The sequence below is a fragment of the Lacticaseibacillus sp. 22 genome (genome assembly GCF_055413445.1).
In genome coordinates, this window is sequence record NZ_JBVAYD010000004.1 from 69,485 (window position 1) to 95,454 (window position 25,970).

The following is a 25,970-nucleotide window of genomic DNA, read 5'->3' on the forward strand; positions in this document are numbered from 1 at the left end:
GGCGCCATGCGCAGGCATTTAGCGTGGTTACTAGCCGCGCTGACGGGCTTGTTGTTGTTTACCGGTGCAGCTCGTCCGGTAGCAGCGGCCGAGGATCTGCCGGCACGACCAACTGACCATTACTACCTGGACCAGGATCGTTACCTTGATCAGGAAACCGAACAACTGGTTGATCAAAAGAATCGTTATTATCAAAGCACCAAACAACAGCCGCAAATTGCGGTAGCCGCACTAAAGTCTACCCACGGCGATCCATTGTCGGATTATGCGCCTGATCTTTTCCAAAAATGGGGGATCGGGAAAAAAGGCACCGACAACGGCGTGTTGATTTTATACGCTGATAATAAAGGTAAGCAAAATCTGCGGATCGAAGTAGGGTACGGCCTTGAAGGTGACTTGCCAGACGCTTTGGCGGGACAAATCCTCAATACGAACCTAAAAGGGATTAAATCGGGTAATAAAGCCGAACTGAATCAGGCTTTGCGTAAGGTCTTCAATGCCGTTGCGACCGTTATTGATAAAAAGTATAAATTCCCTAAGGATCAAAACACGGTCTCGGATGAAACGATGAATCGCTACCAAAATGCAGACCGAAATCGCGGTGGCAGTTTGTTAGGAAAGATTGTTGTGATCTTTCTTGTCGTTGTGGTCGTAGCAGTCATCTTCGGCGGTCGCGGCGGCGGTGGCCGTGGCGGACGGCGCCGCGATGGCGATGGCGGCTTCTGGCTATGGCTCATCCTAGATGCTTTGTTCTCTGCAGGCCGAAGAGGCGGCGGAGGCGGATTCGGCGGTTTTGGCGGCGGCTCCGGCGGTGGCTCAAGCTGGGGCGGCGGCAGCTCCGGAGGCGGCGGTGCCGACGTTTGATTGCAAATATATTTCAATTGCCAGACAGTTATTCAGCTGTCTGGCTTTTTGTGATATCGTGGGGGGATTGCAGTTTAGTGAGCGCGAGCCGGCGCGTTTAGAAGTCGGAGTGTAAGCGGCCTAAAACGTGATGGCCGGTCTTTGGCCATTGCGTTTTAGGTCCTTACACGCAGACTTCTGCGCCGGGGAGCGCGTTATGGGCGTAAAGGAGAATCCCGTGGCCTCAGGCGTGATGGGCCCGGTCTTGGCCATTGCGCCTAAGGTCCTTACACGCAGATCCCTGCTCCGGGGAGCGTGTTATGGGCGTAAAGTGGTTCGTCGTGGCCTAAAGCGTGATGGCCCGGTCTTTAGCCATTGCGTTTTAGGTCCTTACACGCAGACTTCTGCGCCGGGGAAGCACATTTGAGCGAAAAAAGCGCAGAAAGCCCAAAACTACAAACCGCTCCCGTACGTCACAACCCCATAAGTTTCGATGATGCCCAACCAACACACGCGCTGACATCATCACGTAACCAGGTATGAAAGAATCTTGGAGGATAGATTGATGCGCAATTTAACAATTGGCAAACCCTTGAAACTGATCATCTTATTTACGATCCCGTTGTTAATAGGGAATCTTTTTCAACAGCTTTATAGTTTTATGGACGCGCTGATTGTCGGTCGTACGATTGGCAAAGCGGCTTTGGCTGCGGTTGGTGCGACTTCGAGTATCGTCTTTTTGATTATCGGCTTTGCGCAAGGCACGACAGCTGGACTGTCAATCTTGACAGCCCAAGCATATGGAGCACGTGATTATCGGCGGGTGCGGCGTAGTTTCGGGACGAGTGTCTGGATCACGCTAGGAATTTCCGTTATTTTGACAATCGGTGCCGTGACCATGACGCGGCCGTTATTAACCGTTATGCAGACGCCGCCGGATATTATGGATGACTCGATTGCCTTTGTGCGGGTGATTTATTTTGGCATTATTGCTTCGATGAGTTTTAACTTGCTGAGTAATATGTTGCGGGCATTGGGGGACTCACGAACACCGCTGTTTTTCCTGATCATTGCGACGATTATTAACATCGTGCTGGATTTCTGGTTTATTCTGGGTTTTCATTCCGGCGTGGCGGGTGCCGGGTATGCAACTGTCAGTGCGCAGGTGATTGCGGCGTTACTGTGTTGGATCTATATTCGCATGCGGATTCCGTTGTTGGTCATTAACCGCAGCGACTTGCGCTTTGATTGGCAGGATATTGTTAAACACTTAAAAGTCGGCTTGCCAATTGGGTTCCAAATGTCGATCATTGCAATCGGTGCTGTTATCTTGCAAGTGATGCTAAACACGCTTGGTACGAATGCGGTTGCTGCCTATACTGCAGCTGGCCGGATTGATCAGCTCGCGACACTACCTTCAGCTTCGTTTGGGGTAGCGATGGCAACGTTTGCCGCGCAGAATCTCGGTGCCAAGGCGTACGGTCGAATTCGCCGCGGCGTGTATCAAACCTTACTGGTCAATGTTGGCTTATCGCTGGTGTTGGGTGCCTTGATCATTGTCTTTAGTAAACCGTTAGTCAATTTGTTTCTCGGACCGAATCAGCCCGCCGTTACCGCTTTGGCCCAAACGTATTTCCACTACAATGCCAGCATGTATTGGCTGCTAGCCATCCTATTTACCGTCCGGAACCTGCTTCAAGGATTGGGACAGACGCTGGTGCCGACTGTGGCCGGATTTTTTGAATTAGGTATGCGGGCATTTGCGGCGATTTTCCTTGTAGTACCGTTTGGCTTTGCCGGGGCATCGGCGGCCAATCCCTTGGCATGGCTTGGTAGCGTGCTCGTATTGGTCAGCTCCTACATCCGCACCATGCGGCGGATTAGACAGCAAGAAGATACGAAAGCAGGGGAAAAAGCGTAGAAGTAGCCGTTATGGGAAAAGCAACATGACGGAATATAAAAATCAGTTCTTCCTAAGTTAGTGGGCTGCAGGAAGAACTGATTTTTTTGGCGATTAACCTTAGTAGGAAATTTTTTGTTAGTGGGCGCCCCAATCAGCTTTTAAAATGTTTGCCGTAAATTTCCAGATCGGCTTTTCCTTCTGGTAGATCGGCAATAGCTGGTAGATGGCCCCAGTGGTCGTAGTTAAATTTCTTAAATAAACGCCGACTGGCCTGGTTGTGGCCGAAAATTCTTGCGATGATCGTTGTCAATCCGCGAGCCGGTGCTTCTTGATCCACAAATGCCAAGGCCGAACTGCCGATATGGTGACCGCGGGCAGTGATGTCCAGATACAAGCTGATTTCCGCGGTTTGATCATACGCTGCCCGGTCACTGTAGGCGGAAAGCGTTAGCCAGCCGACATTGTGATGATCAACCTGAATCATCCATGCCGGAAAATGATCATTGTGCGCTGCAAACCAAGCAGCTTTTTGGTCAACAGTTTGAGGTTGCAAATCTGCTGTTGCCTGATGCGTGGGGATGGTCTCATTATAAATGGCAACAATCTTGGGTAGATCTGCGGTGGTGGCGGGAACAAATTCGATCATGCTGACGCCTCCTATGCATTAGAACGTGATTCGACCGGTAAATGTGGGCAAACTAGCGGTACCATTATGCTGCATGGCCTCTAGCTGCGGCTTTACGCGATCACGCAAATCGGTACTAAGTTTTAGCTCGGTCAATAAAGCCTTAGTGGTGGCGATTTCCCACTTGGCATCATCTAGATCCGGACATTCTATTAGCTTGCCAGCAGTGTAGGACCATGTGTGATCATGGGCAATCTGCGCTAAGGTATCAGGCGTGATTAAAGTGCGAATGTTGGCAACATCACTTGGCGCAATCGCATAAAGTAACCCTTGAATCATCGCGGCTTGTAAATGACCAATTTGATTGAGTGCGGTGGGGTGAAGTGACCATTCGGCAAGATCGACATAATCGCCAATGGTGCGCAAGTTTTTCAAAAGCAAGGCAAACGCATTGGCTGATGCGAAGTACCATAAACTATGCGCCATCACAATGCGGTCAAAATGTTGATTGGCAACCGGTCCGAGGCTGGCGGTGAGATTGGTATCAAAGTGTACTGTCAGCCGACTTGCTAACGGCCCGTTTAACAGATGATCCCACGCTTGTCCGAGTGTGAGCGGCGCACCGTAATCGCGCGAAGCAATGTCGATCCCGGTGACATGCCCGTTGGGACCCACTTGATCTGCCAAAACAGCACTTAAGTCACCTTGACCGCAGCCGATTTCCAAGATGTTTTCGCCTGGTTGAATTTGCCAAGCGTCTGCAATTGCGATTCGGTGGGCGGTTTGACGTCGCTGAATGTCACGGGCGTCCGGGGTCGGACCAAGTGCCATTAAATCTGTAATATCATCGAGTCGATTCTTCATGCGAAACTCCCTTTATAGAAAGATTAAATGTGTCAATTTTTAGGTCATTTACGAGTTGGTGTCTGATAGCTACCAATCAAAATGGCATTTAGGCTTAAGGCAGGTCGTTACCGGCCGCAAAATAAAGATCATACCATTCTTGACGGCTTAAGGTGATGTCTGCTGCCTCAGCAATCGCCCGCAGACGCGCCGGTTTGGTGGTGCCGGCGATGACCTGCACATTCGCTGGAACGCGCAAAAGCCAAGCAGCCGCGATGGCATTAGGATTGGTGGTGTATTGGTCGGCTAGTTTTTGAAGCAGCGCATTTAACTTAGGGAATTGATCATTATTGATGAAGACCCCTTCAAAGAAACCGTATTGGAACGGACTCCAAGCCTGAATGGTCATATGATGTTGTTGACTATACGGCAAAAGGCCACCATCATGATCGATGGAACGTGCATCGGCCATGTTGGTATGCATGCCGGCATCAATCATGCCAGTATGCATGAGCGAAAATTGCAACTGATTGATGATAAGGCGTTGCGGGACAGCTTGCTGCAGCAAATCGACTTGAGCAGGATTAAAGTTGGAAACGCCGAACTGACGCACTTTGCCTTCATTCTGCAACTGAAGAAACGCCTCAGCGACTTCTTCAGGTTCCATGAGCGGATCGGGACGGTGTAGCAGTAAACTATCAACATAATCCGTTCCCAGACGCTTTAGACTTTGGTCGACAGCCGTCACCAGATGCGTTTTGGAAAAGTCATAGCGGTGCATGCTTTTGCGATCATTGATAATCCCGACTTTGGTTTGAATCAAGACTTGATCACGGGTGAAGCTCGCTTTTTTCAGTGCGTCACTGAATAACTGTTCGGCCTTACCATTACTGTAAATATCGGCGTTATCAAAGAAGTTAATTCCGACATCGTAAGCAGCATCGAGCAATTCCGTTGCGCGCGGACGATCAAGATTCGGTAGGCGCATGACGCCAAGAGCGATGGCAGAAGCGTTTAAGCCGGAGCGCCCGAGATTGATCATTTTCAATTGTGAGACTTCCTTTCAGAAAGGTTTCATGATGATTTAAGACTATCACAAAAATGATGGCGCTTGCGCAAAAGATTGGGTCGTTACAATCTTTTTACGCAAATACCAATAGTTGAGGTGATGACCCCAGTGGAAGCGCGCAAAAACCGGATTGCCGATTGATGGCTATCTGAGAAAAAATAAATAGCACTCTTTATTTATAAAAGAAATGATGGGATCTTTGGTAAACTGAAACTGCTTGAGAAAACGGCTTTGAATAAGGCTTGTCTAAAAATTCTCACAGCGGATAATAGCCGTGCTATCATGGCATTAGAACATTAATGATCTTTGGAAAATTCAGAAGAAACGGATGGAGCGGACATGGCAAACAATATACAGGGGTTCGTGATGATTAGCGCACAGTCGATTCTTTTTAGTATCACGAATCTACGGACGCTTAAGGCAATCGAGCGCGGTAAATACCCAGTTGCTATTGGTGATGATTTTTATGCTGAACATGAAATTTTACCGGAAACCGTTGACACCATTGTGCAGGCCTTTGACGCTATTGATCAGATCTTTAAAGACTATGGCGTTGCAACCGTTAATGTTTATGCCAGTACAAGCTGGGCAGAGGCGGATAATGCCGAGTTTGTTCGGGATCAGCTATACACGCGTACCGGCTGGCTCATTAAAACCACTTCTTTGTCAGAAGAGGCATTTTTCCGTACCCAGGCGATTATGGTCAAGTTTCCCCAGTTTGAAACGATTACCCAAAAAGGAACCGTGCTTATTGATATCAGTTCCGGTTCAGTCGAGTTGACGACTTTTAGTCAAGGAACGTTTGGGTTTTCACGTAACCTGTCACTGGGACCGTTGCGGGTATATGAAATTATGAGTGATGTCCAGCGCTCGGTAACCAATTACGTTGAGGTTATGCGTGATTATATTGACAGCCGCTTACTGGATTTTATGCGCTTATTGCCACAAGGGGTTGAATATACCAATGTGATTTTAATGGGCAGCAGCTTGTCGATTTTTCAAAACCTGATTCCAGAAGGTAAGCGGCAAGTTGAGACTGATCGTCCCGGCTTTGATTTGCTTTATGATGAAGTGACAAAAGCTTCCGACCAATATCTGGCCGATACTTATGATTTAACTTCAAATCAAACGTCATTGGTTTTACCGACAGTCCTGTTGGTTTATCGGTTGATTGAAACGTTAAACAGTCAATCAATTTGGATTTCGGATTTAAAGGCGATTGATGGTTTGGAAGTGCACGCGGCCCATGCTGGTGGCTTCAAAAAGCTGGGTTTTGATCCAGATGAAGAAATTGTCATCAGCGCTAATAATCTGGCTAAACGTTATCGGGTTGATTGCGACCATATGCAGACAACCCGTACATTTGCCTTGCAATTGTTTGATCGACTCAAGAAATTACATGGAATGGGCAAGCATGAACGGCTGCTGCTAGAGGTTGCGGCAACGGTTAGTGATATTGGTAGTTATATTGAAACGCACAAACACTATGCGCATTCGAATTACATCATTAAGGCTTCTGAAATTATGGGTCTAAATGCACTGGACGTCACCATGGTCGCTACCATCACGCGCTTTCACAGTTCGGTAACCCCCCAGTCGGATTTGAAGAACTTCCCGATCATGTCGACCGAGAATCGCTTAGTTGTCGCCAAACTATCAGCCATTTTACGGGTAGCAGACAGTTTAGATGCATCGCGGCAGCAAAAGATTCAACGAATGCGCGTTTCGCTGAAGCCAGACAAAGTGGTGTTGTCGGCGAAGGCCAATGATGATATTGAACTTGAACGCTGGACCTTGGCGCGTAAAGGTGAATTTTTCTCCGAGGTTTTTGGCGTAGGACTTGAGCTGAAAGGACGAAACACGTTATGAAAAAGCTTGATTTTTCGAAGCCGCGGTATTTTAATAACCGCGAACTAAGCTGGTTGGCGTTTAACGATCGGGTGTTGGAAGAAGCCCGGGATAAAAATAATCCCTTACTCGAACGGGTTCGGTTTTTAGGCATCACCCAAAGTAATCTGGATGAGTTCTTCAATATTCGCGTTGCATCATTGAAAAAAATGGTGACGGTTAATTACGATAAGCCTGATGCTGCAGGGATGAAGCCTCAGGAACAGCTTGATGCCATTTCAAAAACTGCCCACGAAATGGTCGAAAAACAATACAACACACTGGTACGCTCGTTGATACCAAAATTGAATGCTGTCGATATTCAGTTGCTGCATGCCAAAGACTTAACCCAAAAGCAACAGGATTTTGTGTCGGATTATTTTCACTATGAGCTTTATCCGGTATTGACGCCAATGGGAGTGGATCCAACCCGGCCATTTCCGTTTCTCAGTAACAACAGCCTGAATTTGGCAATCCGACTTGTGCGACCAGACGATGATGACGATAAGTCACGATCGTTTGCGATGGTGCAGGTTCCCGATGTCTTCCCGCGGGTCTTGCGGCTTCCAGGCGGTGATAACGTATTTATTTTGCTGGAAGAGGTCATTCGCATGTTTGTGGGCGAACTCTTTGTAGGCGCTGACATCAAAGAAACGGCAACTTTCCGGGTGACGCGTGATATGGATATGGACGTGGCCGAAGAAGATGCCTCTGACTTGATGAAGGAGATTCAGTCACAACTTAAGAAGCGCCAACGTGGTAAAGTGATGCGGCTGGAGATTGAAGCAGGGATGGGTAAACACCTGCGCAAACGCCTGACCAAGGCCATGAACGTCAAGGAAGAAGATATTTACGAAATTCACGGCCCGATTGATTTGAACTTTCTCAGTAAGTTGGTTAAGCAGGTGCATGGACATAAGGAACTACTCTTTAAGCCATTTACCCCGTATATCGATCCGGCATTTAAAGACACTTCGATTTTTGATGTGATTAAAGAACGTGATGTTTTCATGCAGCATCCGTATGACAGCTTTGAGCCAGTTGTTGACTTTATTCGGGAAGCTGCTCAGGATCCGCAAGTTTTAGCTGTAAAAATGACGCTTTATCGGGTATCGAGCAAATCACCCATTATTCGTTACCTTAAAAAAGCGGCGGAAAATGGCAAACAAGTGACTGTATTGGTGGAATTAAAAGCACGATTTGATGAAGAGAATAATGTCCACTGGGCGCAAGAACTTGAACATGCCGGCTGTCACGTTATTTACGGGTTAGTCGGACTGAAAACCCATTGCAAGCTCGCGTTAGTGGTTCGGCGTGAAGAAGATGGCATTAAACGCTATATGCACATGGCAACCGGTAATTACAACGATGTCACCGCCCGCCTTTATACGGATATGGGCTTGTTCACCTGCAATAACGAAATTGGCGAAGATGCGTCAAACATTTTCAATATGCTATCGGGATTTTCCGAGCCGCCTTATTTCCACAAGTTAGTCATTGCGCCGCTTGGCATTCGTGATTATCTAATGGATCGGGTTGACGAAGAAATCGCGGCAGCTAAGGCCGGACGCAAAGCTTTGATCCAAATGAAAATGAACTCACTGTCTGATACCGCCATGATCGAGAAGCTTTACGAAGCCTCGCATGCCGGCGTCGAAATTCATTTACTGATTCGCGGCATTTGCAATTTGAAAGTCGGAATCCCCGGTGTTTCGGATAATATTACCGTTCATTCCATTGTCGGCCAGTTACTGGAACACAGCCGCATCTATTACTTTTATGCAGACGGGCAGGAAAATGTGTATCTGTCCTCGGCAGATCTGATGAATCGGAATTTAAGCCGGCGCGTTGAATTGCTGTTTCCGATTTTGCAAGATGATATTCGGGAACGGATCATCAAGATTTTCGATATTATGTGGCATGATAACGTCAAAACGCGTATTTTACAGCCAGACAGTACCTGGATCCGGGCACAATTGCGCGGTGTGACAAAACTCAACGCTCAGGCTTACTTCATTGAACACGCTGTGGCCATGGGTGAGGCGTTACGACGTGAAGAAATTGATCAGGCACCTGAGGATTTACACGCAACCCACACGTTTATCCCAATGACAGCACCAAAGGAGGATGATGATGCATGACGCACCACTTCGCAGTCATCGATCTAGGTAGCAACTCTGCACGAATGACAATCTGGTCAATTGAGCAGGAAGTCGTTAAGCCCGTCAAACGGCTAAAAGAAATGGTGCGCTTGTCAGAAGATATGGGATCCTCCCGTATTCTGCAACCTGCCGCCATGGCGCGGACGCTCAAGGCGCTGCAAGGGTTTAAAGCCGAACTGGATAAGTACGATGACATTGATCTAAAAGCCGTGGCAACTGCTGCCGTTCGTGAGGCCAAGAATCAAAAGGACTTTCTTAAACGGGTCAAAAACGAAGCCGGTTTAACGATTAGCGTCATTCCGGGTACGCGTGAGGCAGAATACGATTTTCTGGGTGTTATCAATACGTTGCCGATTCAAAACGCCTTGATTATGGATACTGGCGGTGCTTCGACGGAATTGATTCTGGTTCAAAATCGTAAGTTGCAACACCTGGTATCGATTCCATTCGGGTCGGTTAACTTATCTGAGCGGTTTTTGAATCCTGATGTAATTTCAGCCGCCGAATATTTTGCGCTAAGCACCTTTATTCAACAGACTTTTAATAGTGTCTGGTGGTTACGACGCGCGCAAAACCTGCCAATTATTGCGTTGGGCGGGAGTAATCGGACCTTGGCGAAGATCGAACGGCGTAAGGAAAAATTAGCCGATTTTGAAGCCATTCACGGTTACCGCATGCCGACACAGCAGGCCAACAATATTTTTAAAGAAATTCTCAGCTCCGACCTGGCAGCCCGCGAAGCCATTCCGGGATTGTCCAAATATCGGGCTGACATTATTGTCGGCGGACTCATGCCGGTTATTTCGATGATTCGGTACCTTGATTCTGATCGCTTAACCTTTTCACAGTTTGGGTTACGTGAAGGCGCGCTTTACGATCACCTGAACACCCGAGCCGTGAATCAGCGGGAACATTAATTAATCATTGCTTAAACCGAATGCTGATTTCTGACGAGCCGCAGCAAATCAGCGATAATAGTCGTAACAACTTAAAGGACGGTTTTGAGTTATGAAAAAACTGATTAAATGGCTGGGACTGGCTGCGGCTGGGCTGGCATTGATTACAGCGGTACCACAAGTCGTGCGGGCTGATGATGCCTGGACCCAGCCGGTTGCAACGCTAGGGTCTTCGCTGACAACCGACCAGAAAAACGGAACGCTGAGCACATTACAAAACGCAGCGGGCGTCTCCAATGCCACACAGTTGACGGTTAATGGTGCCACCTTGGTGAAGTATCTCAATCCTTCTGGCAGCTCGTTTACGGAAAGCTCCGGCGTGTGGTCCAGTGCCTTAGTACAAAAGACAAATAATGGCGGTATTAATGTCACCATTGTGCCGTATAACGGAACGAATAACATTACCACGATTACGGCAGATCAATACCGAAACGCCGCATTAACGGCCGGGGTCAGCAATGCTAATTTATACATCACCAGTGCGGTCAAAATCGATGGTTCCGGTGCGTTAGCGGGGGTTTATGCAGCGTTTGCCCAAAATGGCGAGAACCTGAATAACCAACAGATTAATGCCGCCCAGCAGGAAGTCAATACGCTGAGTTCGATCACGCAGGCTAATAAAGGCAAAGATGGCTATACCGACAAACAGCTGAACAATGCAGTTGCCGGAGCCAAACAGCAAATGGCTTCGCAAAGTAACAATGGGCAGCAAACCCTGTCGCAGAACCAAATTGGCAATATCGTTGACAGTCAGCTGAAACAGAATAATCTGACCACGATTATTAATAACAATCAGCGGCAATTAATCATTAACTTGCTAGTGAATGTCCAAAAGGCCGGTTCCTTGAAGAATACCGATTTTAAAGCGCAGGCTGGCAAACTGGCAGATTCAATTCAAAATTCAGCTAAAGGCTTATTCGACAAGCTTAATAGTAGTTTGAATACGCAGGAAAATCGTAATTTCCTACAGAAAATCTGGGACGGCATCGTTAGCTTTTTTAGTGGCATTGTCCAGTGGGTTCGCAGCATGTTTTAGTCAAATCGGGCAGCTGCGTGGGATTGGCCATTAAGAGAGGTGAAGTTTCATGATGTTACCAAGTATGCTGGCAAGTACACAGAGCGAAAACGGACATACGCTAACAGGTGCCATCACGATTGGCGCTATTGTTGCCATCATTATTATCCTGTTCTTGGTTGTTAAACTCCTCGGTGCAATTTTGCGGCACCCGTTTATTAGTCTGGCGCTGTTTGCACTCGGCGGTTTTGCAATTTTCAAATTTGCCTTGGTCGGTATTATCGGCATTGGCCTGGTAGCCGCGGTCGGTGCCGGAGCGTTATGGATGAACACCGGCGATGGCAGTTGAAGGACTGGACTGTAAAGTTGCGAAGTTGAGCTAAATTCAAAAAGCCTGCTGAAACTGATCAGCAGGCTTTTTGAGTAACTTACTTTTTAGCAACCCCGCACTTAAACCCGTGATGGGAGGTCAACTTCTGCCTGGGCTAAAATATGACCTTTCATGGCATGGCGGGCTTCATTTAACCAGAAACCCGGTTGCAGTGGTAACTTAGTATCTAACGCGAAAACGATCAACGTGTAATCGTGATCCTTGTCAGGTGGTTGCGGGCCAACATAGCCTTCCCGTGTAAATGGATCCGTGTTACCCACCAAGTGACCGGCCGTCGCATTTTTACCTTCAATCATCGGCACGAGGTCGTGATGACTGGCACCAGCAGGAATCTTAGTGACCGATGCCGGAATATTGGCTGCGTTCCAGTGAATCCACGGCAGGCCGCCAACCGGAACGGCATCATAGTCGAGGAACCAAAGGGCAAAACTGACGGTGCCTGCAGGGGCATCTTCAATCGTAAACGGAAAACTCGTAATCGGGTAACCGTTTTTAACATCAGCACCGGTAGCATGTTTGCCATAACGATCATCAAGCTGGCCGTTAACAAGTGGTACGGATAGTTTCATTTGAATTTCCTCCTTTTTATCGCTACCTTAATGATAGTGGATCAAAAACATGAAAGCCAATCGTTACCGGAAAAATGACTGCTTAATTGGCTCAATATTCCGATCACGCAGGCAAAAGGAGAATTATTGGCATGCAAGAAAATGTTCAGGTATTACTTGACGAGGTTAAACAACACTATGATCATCCGTTAGAAGTGGTCATTCAAGGCGAGGCAAGTGGGGTCTTGACTCACGACCAGAGCCATCAGCGATTGAAAAAAGATGGTACGCTAGAGGTAGTGGTGACGGATACAACGAATGCGGATTACACACTGAGTCACGAATTACTTCACTTGTTGTATCAGATGAAAGGCTATCCGCAGTTGCAATTTCATTTGCTAAGCGGTGATCCTCAAGTCGATGATCAGCTTTACGCCACCAGTACCGCTTTGTATAACGCTGCGGTGCATATGTTGGTGGTGGCATGGCAACGCGAACACGGGTTAATCACGGATGCGGTCGTGGCGCAAGTGTTAGCCGGATTCAAGCAAAATGTACCTGCTGAAGCTGACAATCAATTGGTCATCTACCGAATTTTATCGTTACTTGATCTGTTAGGCTTTTTAGATGGCAAGCTGCCCGCTGATTTGGCAGCTGCCTACCCGCAAGCATTGCCTTACGCTCAAGAACTTTTTCAGTTGATTAACGAGCAGAAACTCGATTCACCGTTTGGGTTGCGCCGTGCCATCGTGCATTTGTTTAGCCGCTTTGATGCCTTAATTGAGCAACTAGGCTATCAACCCACAAACGATCAGGAATTCGCTACGTTGTCACCGGTTTTATCCAAACGGCAATTGCGACTCACCTTGGATCAGGTTTACCTAATCAAGCACAGCGGCTACCGCGATCGGGAGACTAAGCAGCCTGCTTATGTTGCCATGGGTCGAAGTGATGACCAAAATGCATTCGTCTTGCCGCTGCCCGAAAACGCAACAACGCCAGAAGCCTTCCAGCAGCTGTATCAACAACCGCTGAATGACGTTCTGGCGCAGTACCAACTGGATTATACAATCCGTTAATGATGACCGAAATTAATAAAGAAGCCGTTAGTGACGGATTGAATACCAAGCATGACTACCTGGTAAAGAACAATGGCAAAGAAAACTAAAACAATGGCCATAATCAAATAACTAAAGAAGTGCGACCACCGAAAGGATTTCATGACAATCAAGACTCCTTTCTATCAATCTTTATATAGAATAATATTACACCTTTCGACCGTAGAATGTTAAGAAATACAAAATTATTTTTGACGGCTGAATGCGCTGTCATGGACTTGAAACGACTTGTCAAGGGGAAACGTTGACGGCAATTAAATAATACTGGTTGGGATGCTTGCTATATTGGTGATAGGAAGAGATAACGACGGAGGGATGGCTAATGTTTGATTTACAGACGGCAGTGACTCAGGCTAAGTATGTGACGTTTATGACCGGAGCAGGGGTGTCAACGGCTTCGGGGATTCCGGATTATCGCTCAAAGGGTGGCCTGTATGCTGATAAGGTTGATCCCGAGTACGCGCTTTCCATTGATAATCTGCAGGCACATCATGAAGATTTTCATGAATTCGTCGTGAACAACATGTATTACCCTGATGCCAAACCCAATGTGATTCATGAAAAAATGGCGGCGATTAGTAATCAAAAGGGCGCCATTGTTACGCAAAACGTTGATGGACTTGACCGCCAAGCAGGAGCCAAGCATGTGGTCGAGTTTCACGGTAATCTGTACCGCATTTATTGTCAGAAGTGTCACCAACATTTTGATTATCAGACTTATTTGAAAAGCGATGTGCACGCAGCAGATGGCGGTATTTTACGGCCGGATATTGTGTTATATGGCGAACCAATCAACCCGGATACGGTCAGTGCCGCCATTAATGCGATTGCTTCGGCTGACTTATTGATTGTCGTTGGCACCAGTTTTGTGGTTTATCCATTTGCCGGACTTATCGGTTATGCGCAACCGGATGCGACGATTGTGGCCGTTAATCGGGAGCAGATTGCCTTGCCTCAAGGTGGCCACATGGTACTGGGAGATGCCACCGATATTTTTGCCGATTTGCACGTCTGATCATTTACAAGGTGCACGAAAAGGGGAATGGCTTGTGAACAAAGGACGGCTAGAAGCATTTACCGATGCTGTGATTGCCATTATTTTGACGATTTTGGTGTTGGAATTAAATCCGCCCCACAGCGGTTCATTGGCTTCGCTTTGGGAACTTCGCGGCGTGTTTGGTATTTACCTGGTCTCGTTTTTAACGTTGATGGTGTACTGGAATAATCATCATCACCTTTTTCAGCTGGTTAAGCGCATTGATTGGCGGGTGATGTGGGCCAACTCGCTATTTATGTTAGCTATTTCAATGTTTCCTTTTGCTACCAGCTGGGTTGGCGAAGGGCATGTTGATGCGTTTGGACCGGAATTGATCTATGGCTTTGTGGTTTTAATGGCCAATATTAGTTATCTATTGTTGGTAGAAACATTGCGGCGAGTTAATGGACCACACTCTGAACTGGCTGCTTTATACAATCGCCAGCATAACTGGAAAGCAATCGGTTCGATCATCATCGCATTTGTTGCCATGATTTTGGCTTTGCTTTGGCCACCGTTAACGATCATACTGGACTTGGTAATGTTACTCTTGTGGGCCATCCCGGATCAGCGGGTTGAACGGCATTTGCTACATGGCCCGAAAAACTAAACTTTGTGAAAAGGGGTTTTTATCTTGGCAAGAACCATTGGTATTATCGGTATTGGACATGTTGGGGTGACAACAGCATTTAATCTCGTTAGCAAGGGGATTGCGGATCGTCTGGTGCTAATTGACCAAAAGGCTGATTTAGCTGAAGGCGAAAGTTATGATTTGAAGGATGCACTTGGTGGATTGCCGACTTATACCGAGATTATCGTCAATGATTACGATGCTTTGAAAGATGCAGATGTTGTCATTTCCGCGGTTGGCAATATCGGTGCGATTTCAAACGGCGATCGAATTGGTGAAACCCAAACGTCAAAACAAGCATTAGACGATGTGGCACCAAAGTTGAAAGCGTCCGGATTCCATGGCGTTTTGCTGGATATCACCAATCCTTGTGATGCTGTCACCAGCTATTGGCAATATTTACTTGACCTACCAAAGTCCCAGATTATTGGCACCGGCACCTCGCTGGATACTTATCGGATGCGGCGCGCGGTTGCTGAATCGCTAAATGTGAATGTCGCCGATGTTCGCGGTTATAACATGGGTGAGCATGGCGAGTCACAATTTACGGCGTGGTCAACGGTGCGGGTTAACAACGAGCCAATCACGGATTATGCGCAAGTAGATTATGATCAATTAGCTGATGCGGCGCGGGCTGGCGGCTGGAAGATTTATCAGGCCAAACATTATACCAGCTACGGTATTGCCACCATTGCTACTGAAATGACACAGGCGATTATCAGTGATGCCAAGCGGATTTTTCCGTGCGCTAACTATGATCCTGAATTCGGTATCGCCATCGGTCATCCGGCGACGATTGGCAAGCTCGGTGTTGTTAACACGCCTAAGTTGAAGCTTACCGATGAAGAGCGTGCTAAGTATGTTCATTCCGCGGGCATCATTAAAGCTACAGTGGAAAAGATGAAGTAAGATTAATCCAGTAGCATTGATGTCATGCATAAAAAGACGCCAAATTGTGACCGGTATTCTCTAACGTTTTACTCCAACGTTGAGGGTGCTGATCAAATCGGCGCCTTTTTACTAGAGTTAATTTGAATGTTACGCCTTAATAAGGAGTTTTTCGGGTATGGTTAAAAAATATACGTTGGTGACTGTTGAAACGCCAAGTGGTTGGTTGTTAATTAACCGGACGAATCCACCGTATCGCGGGATGTGGAATACGTTGGGTGGTAAGTTCCTGCCTGATGAAACACCTGCTGTTTGTGCAGCACGGGAGTTACAGGAGGAAAGCCACATTATCATCCCTGCTCATGAGTTAACGGGCGTTGGGCGCGTTTTTTGGCATGTTGATGGCCAATTACGGGGTGAGCTTTACGCCTTTTTCGGGAAAACCGATGAGCCGTTTTTAGGACCGCGAGCGACGCGGGAAGGTATTTTAGCGACCTTTTCCAAAACGTGGCTGCTGGCGGATAATCCCGGGTTGGTGCCGGATCTGCAGCCGTTGTTGAAATATGCGTTGAATGGCGAAAAACATGATTATGCTTCCTACTTTAACGGCGACACGCTTCAGGCATTTCGAATTGCGGATGGTGAGTTCCATGATTAGGGTCGGATTAACCAGCGTGGCCGATCACCCTAGCTTGGCGGCCAATGGTAAGCGCAGTACGTTTGCTGATTACGCCCAGTATTTTCCGGTCATTGAACTGGATACCACGTTTTATGGGTTGAAAACCGCTGATCTAGTGCGACGGTGGCAGGCGCAGGTGCCGGCCGGCTTTCAGTTTATAATCAAAGCAAGCAAATTGATGACGAAACACGCCGCAACGCAAGACCTGGTGGCCGAATTTTCGCGCTTCAACGACATGGTGGCGCCGTTGACTGCCACGCATCAATTACACGCGGTTTTGTGCCAGTTCCCACCATACTTTGGCGTAACGGCGGAAAATGTCCGATATTTACAAAATATGAATCAGTGGCTGCCTGATCTACCAGTGGCTATTGAGTTTCGTCATCCTAGCTGGTACTTACCGGCGTATCGTGCCGCAACGATTGACTTGCTCAAAGCAGCTGGTGACATTCATGTGGTGGTCGATGAGGCGCAGACCGTGAGCGGTTCAGTCCCATTGGTGCCAATTGCAACGAACCCTGAACTGACAATTTTACGGTTGCACGGACGCAATCAGGCTTGGGGGCAAAGCGGTGCTAAGACAACGGAACGAACTAATTATCGGTATAGTCAAGCCGAGTTAGAGGCGTTTGCCTTAATCGTGAAGCATTTGAAGAGCAAAAATGTGACGGTTATCTTCAATAACAATGGCGGACATGACGCAGCAGCAAACGCTCAAAGTTTCATCGAAATGTTAGGGCTGGATTTTCCCGGGTTGGCGCCGCGGCAGTTGGATTTGTTTTAGCGTTTTAATGGTTTTTTTAGACAATTTCCATATTTTGTCTGACAGTATTGCCGATGCGTAGTAAAATCGCAGTAAGTACGCTAGGTTGCGTGCGTGCGATTTTTGGCAACGATAACGTAACGTGTTTGCTAGCGTAGAAGACCGTTTGTTCGCGCTCACCATAACGCGCTCCCCGGCGCAGAAACCTGCGTGTAAGGACCTTAAGCGCAATGGCCAAAGCCCGGCCATCACGCTTAAGGCCGCTAAAGTTCTGGCTTATGCCCATAACGCGCTCACAGGGCCAGAAACCTGCATGTAAGGACCTTAGACGCAATGGCCAAACCCGGGCCATCACGTCTAAGGACGCTTACACTCCGGTTTCTAACCGGCCCTGTTCGCGCTCACCATAACGCGCTCCCCGGCGCAGAAACCTGCGTGTAAGGACCTTAAGCGCAATGGCCAAAGCCCGGCCATCATGCTTAAGGCCGCTTACACTCCGGTTTCTAACCGCGCCGGCTCGCGCTCACTTTCTTGAAAGGTCGAATGTTTGGATGGTTGTGAAGATTAAAGAAGGATACATGCCGTTTCATGAATATAAAACCTACTATCGCATTGTCGGTGAACCTAGTGCCGATAAAGCGCCGTTGTTGTTGATTCATGGTGGCCCGGGTTCGTCGCATAATTATTTTGAGCTCATGGATGACTATGCCGAAACCGGTCGGCAGTTGATTATGTATGATCAGGTTGGCTGTGGTAAGTCATCGCTTCCGGAAGATCCGGGGGTTTATGTGAAGGAAACTTGGGCCGAAGAGCTTGTTGCTTTGCGTAAGTTCCTGCACTTGGATGAGTTACATATGCTCGGTCAGTCATGGGGCGGGATGTTGGAGATGTATTATCTGACTAGCTTTGACCCGCAAGGCATTAAAAGTGTCATGATTGATGGCTCACCGGCATCAATTAAGTTGTGGGTTCAAGAGCAACATCGGCTAATCAAGTATCTTAGTTACGAAGACCGAGTGGCAATTGCTGAAGCAGAGCGCACCGGTGATTTTACCAATGTGAAGTATCTGGCAGCAAATGATCGCTACATGGAAAAGTATTGCTGGGATGATCCAGATGAAAATTCGCCTGAACCATTACGCCGACCCACGAATGGGAAACGCGCTAGTCTCATTGCGGAAGGGCCAAATGAATTTACGGAAAATGGTACCATCAGTGATTTTGATGTGACTGACCAGTTGCACAAAATCCATGTGCCTGTTTTGGTGACGAGCGGAACGGATGATCTGTGCACGCCTTTGATTGCCAAAAGCGTGGTGGACCATATTCCCGGTGCAAAGTGGCATTTGTTCGCTAATAGTCGGCATTTGGCGCTGCTAGATCAGCATGATGAGTTCATTCATGTTCTGGATCAATGGTTGGCGGCAAATGATTGACTGCTTGGGGCGTATGGATTTTGGCTTGAGAAGAGTAGCTGGATAAAGGTGGAGCGGGCCATCGTGTCTGAGATCGCTTGTGCTCCAGCTTATGCCCATAACCGCGCTCACAGGGCCAGAAACCTGCGTGTAAGGACCTCAGGCGCAATGGTCAAAGCTCGACCATCACGCCTGAGGCCACTTACACTCCGGTTTCTAAGCGGCCCTGTTCACGCTCACCATAACGCGCTCACCGGCGCAGAAACCTGCGTGTAAGGACCTTAAGCGCAATGGCCAAAACCCGGCCATCACGCTTAAGGCCGCTTATGTTCCAGCTTATGCCCATAACGCGCTCACCGGCGCAGAAGGCTGCGTGTAAGGACCTCAAACGCAATGGCCAAAACCGGGCCATCACGTTTGAGGCCACTTACACTCCGACTTCTAAGCGCGCCGGTTCACGCTCACTTCGATTTCTAAGCGTTCCTGCTCACACTCTGTTATACTAGACTCATTCTGAATTAATGTACGGGAGGCACTTGCATGGCAAGCAAACCAACTTTTTATGTGACGACACCGATTTATTATCCATCTGGCAAACTACATATCGGCAATGCGTATACGACCATTGCGGCAGATGTATTGGCACGATATAAGCGGTTGATGGGTTATGATGTTTTCTTCCTGACCGGGACAGATGAGCATGGCCTCAAGATTGAGCAAAAAGCCGACAAGCTAGGGGTCACACCGCAAGCTTATGTTGACGGGATGGCAGCACAGATCAAGCAACTGTGGAAAATGCTTGAGATCACGAATGATAAGTTTATTCGGACAACGGATAAGGAACATGTCGAGGCAGTTCAGGAAATCGTTGAACGGCTAATTAAGCAAGGCGATGTTTATCTGGGCGAATACACTGGCTGGTATTCAGTCGAGGATGAAGAATACTTTACCGAGTCGCAGCTGTCTGAAGTTTATCGTGATAAAGATGGCAAAGTCATTGGCGGCAAGGCTCCATCTGGTCACGAGGTTCAGCTGGTTCATGAACCAAGCTACTTCTTTAAGATGAGCAAGTACACGGATCGTTTGCTGAAGTATTATGATGAGCATCCTGATTTTGTGCAGCCGGCATCGCGTAAGACGGAAATGATTAACAATTTCATCAAGCCTGGTCTAGAAGATCTGGCAATGAGCCGCACCAGTTTTAATTGGGGCGTTCAGATTCCGTCTGATCCTAAACACGTGGTTTATGTCTGGGTCGATGCGTTGTTAAACTATATTACCGCGCTGGGCTATGGCAGCAACGATCACGCCTTATTTGATAAATACTGGCCGGCTAATGTTCAGTTAATCGGGAAGGAAATTGTTCGCTTCCACATCATTTACTGGCCGATTATTTTGATGGCCTTGGATTTGCCATTACCGAAAAAGATTTACGCACATGGCTGGCTGGTCATGAAAGACGGCAAAATGAGCAAGTCAAAAGGCAATGCTATTTATCCGGACATGATTGTGGAACGTTACGGACTGGATGCGCTGCGTTACTACCTGATGCGCGCGATTCCATTTGGTAACGATGGTATTTTCACGCCTGAAGATTTCATTGATCGGATTAATTATGATTTAGCGAACGATCTGGGCAACTTGTTGAATCGGACAATTGCTATGATTAACAAGTATGAAGACGGGATCTTACCTGCCTTCAAGCCGGATGTTACCCCATTTGATCAGGATCTTGGCGATGTTGCGCAGGCAGCGTTGGCGCAATATCACAAGCTTATGGATGAATTACGGTTCTCAGATGCGTTGGATCAGGTCTGGAAGATCGTTTCCCGCGCCAATAAATATATTGATGAAACCGAACCATGGAAACTCGCCAAAGACCCAGCCAAGAAAGACCAGCTTGATTCGGTCATGGCACACTTGGCTGAAAGTTTGCGCCTGATCGCTTTACTCATTCAGCCAGTGATGACCCATGCACCGGTTCAAATTTTCGGTCAACTTGGCTTAGATCACGAAAACGAAGATCACAAAGTCGTGAAGTGGGGAGCCTTGCCTGCCGGTGCCAAAGTCGTCGAACAAGGCACACCGATCTTCCCGCGGCTTGATGCTGAAGAAGAAGTAGCGTATATCAAGAGCAAGATGACGCCTGGCACGGCTAAAGCAGCTGTCGATGAAAAGACCCGCAAGCCGGAAATCGACTTCAAGCAATTCGATAAGAGCGAAATCCGAGTGGCAGAAATTCTAAACGTTGAACCGGTCAAGGGCGCTGACAAGCTGTTGAAGTTTACCCTTGACGCTGGTGATGAGGGTACGCGCCAGATTCTGTCCGGTATTCGTGAATTTTATCCGGATTACCAAAAGTTGAAGGGTAAAAAGGTCATGGCTGTGGTCAACCTCAAGCCACGCAAACTTAAAGGCGAAATGTCCGAGGGGATGCTGTTATCAGCCGAAAGCTTGGACGGCAAGAAGATTACATTGCTGGAAGTCTCAGAAAACCTGGAAAATGGCAGTTTGGTTGGTTAATTGAACGCTATAATAAAAGGGCACTTCAAAATGAAGTGCCCTTTTTATGCGTTTATGGTTACATTGTTCGATTCAAGTGTACCTGAAGGATGATATTGAGAATTGGGATCATAATAGTGCTTAGTGCAAGAAGAACTATGGCAACGCTTGATACGTCCAATGCTGCCATGACAAACAAGGCGGCGATGTTCAAAAGGACAATCCACTTAATAGAGAGAAAGGCTGCTTTGCCGATAATCATTTGATTGCGCTCATCGTTCATCTCATTAGCAAGCCTCTTATCAGAAAGCGATCCATGTTGCAGCTTTTGGATTCGCTGAGTTTCGGTTCGCTGCTGAGTGGCAAAAATAGCATAGCTGACAAGGACCGCAACTGTTACCAAAAGAACCTTTCCGATACTTTCTGGAACAGTGGCCTTGCTATACCGGTATAACATGGCAAAGACGAAAGCGCCAAACCACGCTAACCAACTCGTTAAAGGCATAACGTGCAAAATTCTTTTCATGACGGTTACCTCCTTGGTAAAGCAAACAGTGATTGATCATTCAGGATGGGTTATAGCAACTTCGAATCCGCACTTTCATCGATAAAAATGCGTTCGATGGGTAGGTTAAATACATGTGAAAGCTTAAATGCGAGTCCGAGTGAGGGGTTATATCTGCCGTTTTCGAGAGAACTAACGGTTTGGCGCGACACTTCTAAGCGATCGGCTAAGTCTTGTTGCGTTAAGTGATGTTGATTGCGCAATGCTTCGATCCGATTTTCCAAAAGCTACACCTCGCTTTGTAAAGCTTACTTTACATCATGAATGTAGTCTCTTTTGGCTAAAATGTCAAGCAAACTTTACATTGGTATTTTTAAAAATAATAAAAGACACACCATGCCAAGATTCTTCATAGTGTGCCTTCTGGGTGACGTCAGAATAAGTTGTCTAATCCGCCACTGCAGTTGTTGTCGTTGCCACTTTTTTACGAGCCGCTTTGATGCGATCTTCGGTGTAGTATTGCGCCTGAGCATTGAATAAATCGCGATAAATACCGGGTTCTGCCATGAGGCTGTTGTGAGTACCGTCCTGAACAATCTTGCCGTGATCGAGTACAACAATTCGTTGCGAAAAACGGGTTGAGCTCATTCGGTGGGAGACGTAGATGGCAGTTTTACCTTCGATGAGCTCATCAAATCGCTGATAAATTTCATATTCCGAGATGGGATCGAGTGCTGCGGTTGGCTCGTCAAGAATCATGATCGGGGCGTCCTTGTACCACGCCCGCGCAATGGCAATCTTCTGGGCCTCACCGCCGGAAACGGTCACGCCGTCATCACTCAGCGCCGTCGTAATCGGTGTATCGATGGTTTTAGGCATACGCTTAACCCGGTCGGCTACATCGGCTACTTTCAAGGCTTTCCAGACCCGTTCACGATCGGGGTGAGCAGTAGCGGCAACATTTTCGGCAATGCTGTAGGCAAAGAGGCGGAAGTCCTGGAAAACCACGCCCAAAAGACTGCGATATTCGTCTTCATCGTATTTTTGAATGTCGATATCGTTTAAGGTGATGACGCCCTCAGTAGGTTTAAATAGCCGCACGAGTAGTTTGATTAGCGTTGTTTTCCCGCTGCCATTGCGACCGACTAAGGCAAGCCGTTCGCCGATATTCAGTGTCAGGTTCACGTGTCGCAAGGCCCATTGATCGCTGCCCGGATATTTGAAGCTGACATCATGAAACTCGATAGCGAATTCATTGTCGTTGCGTTTTTCAACCGGCAGTGTGCCAGACTGATCGTGGTCCGGCAAGTTGAGAAAATCAGCATAAAATTGGAGGTAATCAATCATGTTGATATACCCGCCAACTTCTTGGAGAAACTCATAAGCAGTTGTCATGAGTTGCTGAAAATAACCAACGGCAATCATGACGCTGCCAATGGCGAGAACCCCCATTAAGGCTTTGGCTCCGACAAGGATGTACAAACCGATGACGGATAAGGCAATAGCAACATTGGGCCAATGACCGAACTTAGCGATTTCCCAGTAACCAAGCCGAAGCTGATCCATGAAGTGATACATGCTGTCGCGTTCATTCTTCATGACAAGCGCGGATGCCTGATAAAGCCTAATGACTTGATGATTGTCCATATTTTGCGTGAAGTTTGAAAAATAGGTGAATCGGCGGTTGTTTGGCAGAATCTTTCTGATAAGTTTTTGCTGGATCTGATTGTTATGATGAACACTCCAACCACCCACGATGATTGGAAAAAGGAGTAACGCGATGATCAAGAGCGGATAGCGGGCGTCATTAAACCAAGTAGCTGCATGATTGGTTGCCTGCGTGAGGTTGATTAAAGTGGCGACCGCAAAACCGATGGCGATCACTAGCGAGAAGAAGTCTTGAAGGCCATCTTTCATAAGTGATGTGATCCCGCCACTAAAAGTCTTACCTTCTACGGCACCGGCGTATTGATTACGCATATCCGGATCTTGAAGCGTTGTATAGCTTACGGTGAGCAGCTTTTCAGTGGTAGCGCGATCAAGTCGTCGATTTACGCCGGTCTCATGGTCTTCAGCCAGTTTGGCAAACCAGTTACTAGCAAGTTGCAACAGATATCTGGCAAGCAAAAAGCCGCCAATGAGGAGAATGACTGGCCGAAAAGTTGCATGTTGCTGCAATTGATTCAAGACCAACCCTAAGAAGGCGATGTTTAAATAGGGGATACCGACAGTTGTCAAAGCGCGGAGAAATTCAACCGGGATGGCTAATTTATCGAGCTGGTGGATGATGCGAACCACTCGCAGTGCCCGGTTTGCGGTTTGCTTTGAAGGTTTTGGTTCAGAATGATTAGAAGTTGCCATTAGCCGTTACCTCCTTTGCAGCTGGTTGGTAATACTTGCTTTGAATCTGATACATGTGGGCATAGTGGCCGGCCTTAGCCATCAACTGTTCATGAGTGCCGGACTCAAGTACCTGTCCGTGGTCCATGAACAAAATGCGATCGCAAAAGCGGGTTGAAGCCAGTCGGTGAGAGATAAACAGGGAGGTTTTACCAGCCGCTAGTTGGGCGTAATCCTGATAGATTTCATTTTCGGCAATGGCATCCAAGGCGGCAGTTGGCTCATCTAAAATGAGCACTGGTGCGTCTTTATATAATGCCCGAGCCAGCATCAACTTCTGCGCCTGACCACCGGATAATTCAACGCCATCATCGCTGGTGTATCGCGTCATGGGGGTGGCGGCTTTTTGCGGTAAGGTTGCTACGAGTGCGTCTAAGTTTGCGGCTTTCAATGCGCTCATGACGCGGGTTGCGTCTGGGTGGTTGGTCATTGCTACGTTATCGGCTAAACTCTGAGCCAGCACAATGGTTTCCTGAAAAACCGGTGCGAACAAAGCAAACCGAGCTGCTAGCGGTATTAGCTTCGCATCCAAACCGTTAATGGTAATGGTGCCTTCAGGGGGATGCAGCAGTCCCATCATCAGCCGGGCCAACGTTGACTTGCCGGCTCCGTTGATCCCGACAATGGCCAATTTTTGACCGGCTGTGAGTGTGAAGCTGACATCGTTAAGACTGGCACTTTTCGCTTCCGGATAGCGGTAAGTCACATGTGAAAACGTGATGGTGACAGGACGCTTGGCTAATTGGGCTTGCTCTGCTTTTGTCAGTGTCCGTGCTGGCGTTTGCGGTTGCAGGGCCATAAATTCGCGTACCTCTTGTAAGTCGATGCTGGCATTTTGCAAGCCGTTAAAATCAGTGAGTAATTGATCCAGTAAGATGATGAAACTATTGGTCATGCCAAACATCAAGGTGAATTGAGCGATGGAAAGACGCCCGCGAAGAATCGCTGCAATCAAGGTGCCATAGACAATTGCGTCCCGCACCAAGCCGGCCAGTTGTCCCGCTTGTTCGCCTAAGAAGCGCCGGAGTGAGTTGCGACGTTGCCAAGCGTCTTGCAATGTCACCAGACGATCGAGATGGTGATGGTACCAGTCGGCCATGCCGAACATGCGAATGTCTTTTCCGTTTTCCAAAGCATAGGCATTGCGGGTAATATAATCCTGTTGGCGCCCTAACTTGTTCCACTTGACGTTGTTTTGTTGATACCACTGCCGATACCAGCTCATGCCGGCGTAGCTAATTGCCGCGCTGATTAAAACCAGTGCAAAAACCCATGGCACCGCAAATGACAGTGTCGCTAAGAAGACAATCAAGGTTGTCAGATCGACCAAAGTACCACGACCGTAAATGTAGATAGCTTCGGCCCCTGCTAAAGTGCGACTTAAGCCCTTATTGAAAGCGGTGTGGGCCAATTCTTGGAGTTTGCCGCTGCTAATCTGATCGTAATCAAGCTCCCACTGTTTTTGGTGGAAGTCCATTTCAATATCGACTCGTACTGCAGAGCTTGCAACGCCATCATGATTCATAATCAGATACGCTATCTCACTAGTTAGCGCTAATCCTAGTCCGGTTAACACTGCCAGCCAGGCGAATTCACCTAAGGTAGCATGGGTGGTAATAGCGCCGACTAACAGTGCCGGTGTAAAAACACCAAGCAAAGCCGCGGCCGCCTTATCAAGAGCCAAGCCGCTTGCAGTCCATGCCAAAGCAGGTTTGGATTTGCGTAAATTGGCAAAGTACCAGCGAAGGTTATTCCATAGGCTATATTTTTTCATCGCATTCACCTCGTTGA

24 protein-coding genes are annotated in these 25,970 nt (G+C 47.7%); 15 read left to right on the forward strand and 9 right to left on the reverse strand.

Annotated features, from left to right (window positions below):
• Nucleotides 1-6 precede the first annotated feature (6 nt).
• Nucleotides 7-864: a TPM domain-containing protein gene (locus ACWP87_RS03400; protein WP_005717828.1), complete on the forward strand. Its 858-nt coding sequence runs from the start codon at nt 7-9 to the stop codon at nt 862-864.
• Between the two features lie 544 nt (nt 865-1,408).
• A complete protein-coding gene (locus ACWP87_RS03405; protein WP_014570146.1) occupies nt 1,409-2,764 on the forward strand; it encodes an MATE family efflux transporter in 1,356 nt (451 codons plus the stop codon).
• A gap of 133 nt (nt 2,765-2,897) precedes the next feature.
• Here the strand turns inward: ACWP87_RS03405 and ACWP87_RS03410 are convergent, their stop codons facing one another.
• The 3 genes from ACWP87_RS03410 to ACWP87_RS03420 all read right to left on the reverse strand — a co-directional run bounded on the left by ACWP87_RS03410 (nt 2,898) and on the right by ACWP87_RS03420 (nt 5,262).
• On the reverse strand, nt 2,898-3,392 hold the full coding sequence (locus tag ACWP87_RS03410) for a GNAT family N-acetyltransferase (protein ID WP_005716734.1): 495 nt from the start codon (nt 3,390-3,392) through the stop codon (nt 2,898-2,900).
• A gap of 18 nt (nt 3,393-3,410) precedes the next feature.
• The gene (locus ACWP87_RS03415) at nt 3,411-4,235 is read right to left on the reverse strand and encodes a class I SAM-dependent methyltransferase (RefSeq protein WP_005716733.1); all 825 of its coding nucleotides are present in this window, start codon (nt 4,233-4,235) and stop codon (nt 3,411-3,413) included.
• Nucleotides 4,236-4,329: 94 nt separating this feature from the next.
• A complete protein-coding gene (locus tag ACWP87_RS03420) occupies nt 4,330-5,262 on the reverse strand; it encodes an aldo/keto reductase (RefSeq protein WP_005716732.1) in 933 nt (310 codons plus the stop codon).
• 360 nt (nt 5,263-5,622) lie between these two features.
• Here ACWP87_RS03420 and ACWP87_RS03425 point away from each other — a divergent pair, with 360 nt between their 5' ends.
• From ACWP87_RS03425 to ACWP87_RS03445, 5 genes are all read left to right on the forward strand, one after another.
• Nucleotides 5,623-7,152, forward strand: coding sequence for a Ppx/GppA phosphatase family protein (locus ACWP87_RS03425; protein WP_015765074.1), 1,530 nt, complete (start codon nt 5,623-5,625; stop codon nt 7,150-7,152).
• On the forward strand, nt 7,149-9,311 hold the full coding sequence (locus ACWP87_RS03430; protein ID WP_014570144.1) for an RNA degradosome polyphosphate kinase: 2,163 nt from the start codon (nt 7,149-7,151) through the stop codon (nt 9,309-9,311). Before ACWP87_RS03425 ends, ACWP87_RS03430 begins: the two co-directional genes overlap by 4 nt.
• Nucleotides 9,308-10,249, forward strand: coding sequence for an exopolyphosphatase (ppx, locus tag ACWP87_RS03435; RefSeq protein WP_005690971.1), 942 nt, complete (start codon nt 9,308-9,310; stop codon nt 10,247-10,249). The genes ACWP87_RS03430 and ppx overlap by 4 nt, the downstream gene beginning before the upstream one ends.
• Nucleotides 10,250-10,340: 91 nt before the next feature.
• Entirely contained in the window at nt 10,341-11,324 is a 984-nt protein-coding gene (locus ACWP87_RS03440; RefSeq protein ID WP_005713465.1) for a DUF1002 domain-containing protein, read from the forward strand.
• Nucleotides 11,325-11,373: 49 nt separating this feature from the next.
• Complete coding sequence (locus ACWP87_RS03445; RefSeq protein ID WP_005716729.1) at nt 11,374-11,652, forward strand: hypothetical protein; 279 nt, start codon at nt 11,374-11,376, stop codon at nt 11,650-11,652.
• A gap of 101 nt (nt 11,653-11,753) precedes the next feature.
• On the opposite strand, the gene ACWP87_RS03450 is transcribed toward ACWP87_RS03445, so the two are convergent.
• On the reverse strand, nt 11,754-12,263 hold the full coding sequence (locus ACWP87_RS03450) for a YbhB/YbcL family Raf kinase inhibitor-like protein (RefSeq protein WP_005685214.1): 510 nt from the start codon (nt 12,261-12,263) through the stop codon (nt 11,754-11,756).
• Between the two features lie 131 nt (nt 12,264-12,394).
• Here ACWP87_RS03450 and ACWP87_RS03455 point away from each other — a divergent pair, with 131 nt between their 5' ends.
• Nucleotides 12,395-13,321 (forward strand): hypothetical protein, encoded by a 927-nt coding sequence (locus ACWP87_RS03455; protein ID WP_005716726.1) that lies wholly within the window; start codon nt 12,395-12,397, stop codon nt 13,319-13,321.
• Here the strand turns inward: ACWP87_RS03455 and ACWP87_RS03460 are convergent.
• Nucleotides 13,318-13,464 carry a hypothetical protein gene (locus ACWP87_RS03460; RefSeq protein ID WP_005685216.1) on the reverse strand — a complete coding sequence of 49 codons (147 nt, stop codon included), beginning with the start codon at nt 13,462-13,464 and terminating at the stop codon, nt 13,318-13,320. The genes ACWP87_RS03455 and ACWP87_RS03460 overlap by 4 nt on opposite strands.
• 218 nt (nt 13,465-13,682) lie before the next feature.
• Here ACWP87_RS03460 and ACWP87_RS03465 point away from each other — a divergent pair, with 218 nt between their 5' ends.
• The 7 genes from ACWP87_RS03465 (at nt 13,683) to metG (ending at nt 21,295) form a co-directional block, all read left to right on the forward strand.
• Nucleotides 13,683-14,375 (forward strand): NAD-dependent protein deacylase, encoded by a 693-nt coding sequence (locus tag ACWP87_RS03465; protein ID WP_005716724.1) that lies wholly within the window; start codon nt 13,683-13,685, stop codon nt 14,373-14,375.
• A 34-nt stretch (nt 14,376-14,409) separates the two neighbouring features.
• Complete coding sequence (locus ACWP87_RS03470; protein ID WP_005713460.1) at nt 14,410-15,006, forward strand: TMEM175 family protein; 597 nt, start codon at nt 14,410-14,412, stop codon at nt 15,004-15,006.
• A gap of 24 nt (nt 15,007-15,030) precedes the next feature.
• Entirely contained in the window at nt 15,031-15,936 is a 906-nt protein-coding gene (locus ACWP87_RS03475; RefSeq protein ID WP_005685219.1) for a lactate/malate family dehydrogenase, read from the forward strand.
• 157 nt (nt 15,937-16,093) lie between these two features.
• Nucleotides 16,094-16,573: an NUDIX hydrolase gene (locus tag ACWP87_RS03480; RefSeq protein ID WP_005685220.1), complete on the forward strand. Its 480-nt coding sequence runs from the start codon at nt 16,094-16,096 to the stop codon at nt 16,571-16,573.
• Complete coding sequence (locus ACWP87_RS03485) at nt 16,566-17,378, forward strand: DUF72 domain-containing protein (protein ID WP_015765072.1); 813 nt, start codon at nt 16,566-16,568, stop codon at nt 17,376-17,378. The genes ACWP87_RS03480 and ACWP87_RS03485 overlap by 8 nt, the downstream gene beginning before the upstream one ends.
• Before the next feature lie 536 nt (nt 17,379-17,914).
• Complete coding sequence (gene pepI / locus ACWP87_RS03490) at nt 17,915-18,793, forward strand: proline iminopeptidase (protein WP_015765071.1); 879 nt, start codon at nt 17,915-17,917, stop codon at nt 18,791-18,793.
• Nucleotides 18,794-19,312: 519 nt separating this feature from the next.
• On the forward strand, nt 19,313-21,295 hold the full coding sequence (metG, locus tag ACWP87_RS03495) for a methionine--tRNA ligase (protein WP_005685224.1): 1,983 nt from the start codon (nt 19,313-19,315) through the stop codon (nt 21,293-21,295).
• A gap of 58 nt (nt 21,296-21,353) precedes the next feature.
• Here metG and ACWP87_RS03500 read toward each other — a convergent pair whose 3' ends face one another.
• The 4 genes from ACWP87_RS03500 to ACWP87_RS03515 form a co-directional block, all read right to left on the reverse strand.
• A complete protein-coding gene (locus ACWP87_RS03500) occupies nt 21,354-21,800 on the reverse strand; it encodes a hypothetical protein (protein ID WP_005685225.1) in 447 nt (148 codons plus the stop codon).
• A 50-nt stretch (nt 21,801-21,850) separates the two neighbouring features.
• Nucleotides 21,851-22,063 (reverse strand): helix-turn-helix transcriptional regulator, encoded by a 213-nt coding sequence (locus ACWP87_RS03505; protein ID WP_005685226.1) that lies wholly within the window; start codon nt 22,061-22,063, stop codon nt 21,851-21,853.
• Between the two features lie 163 nt (nt 22,064-22,226).
• Nucleotides 22,227-24,140: an ABC transporter ATP-binding protein gene (locus ACWP87_RS03510; protein WP_005716716.1), complete on the reverse strand. Its 1,914-nt coding sequence runs from the start codon at nt 24,138-24,140 to the stop codon at nt 22,227-22,229.
• A complete protein-coding gene (locus tag ACWP87_RS03515; RefSeq protein WP_005685229.1) occupies nt 24,127-25,953 on the reverse strand; it encodes an ABC transporter ATP-binding protein in 1,827 nt (608 codons plus the stop codon). The genes ACWP87_RS03510 and ACWP87_RS03515 overlap by 14 nt, the downstream gene beginning before the upstream one ends.
• Nucleotides 25,954-25,970: the final 17 nt, after the last annotated feature.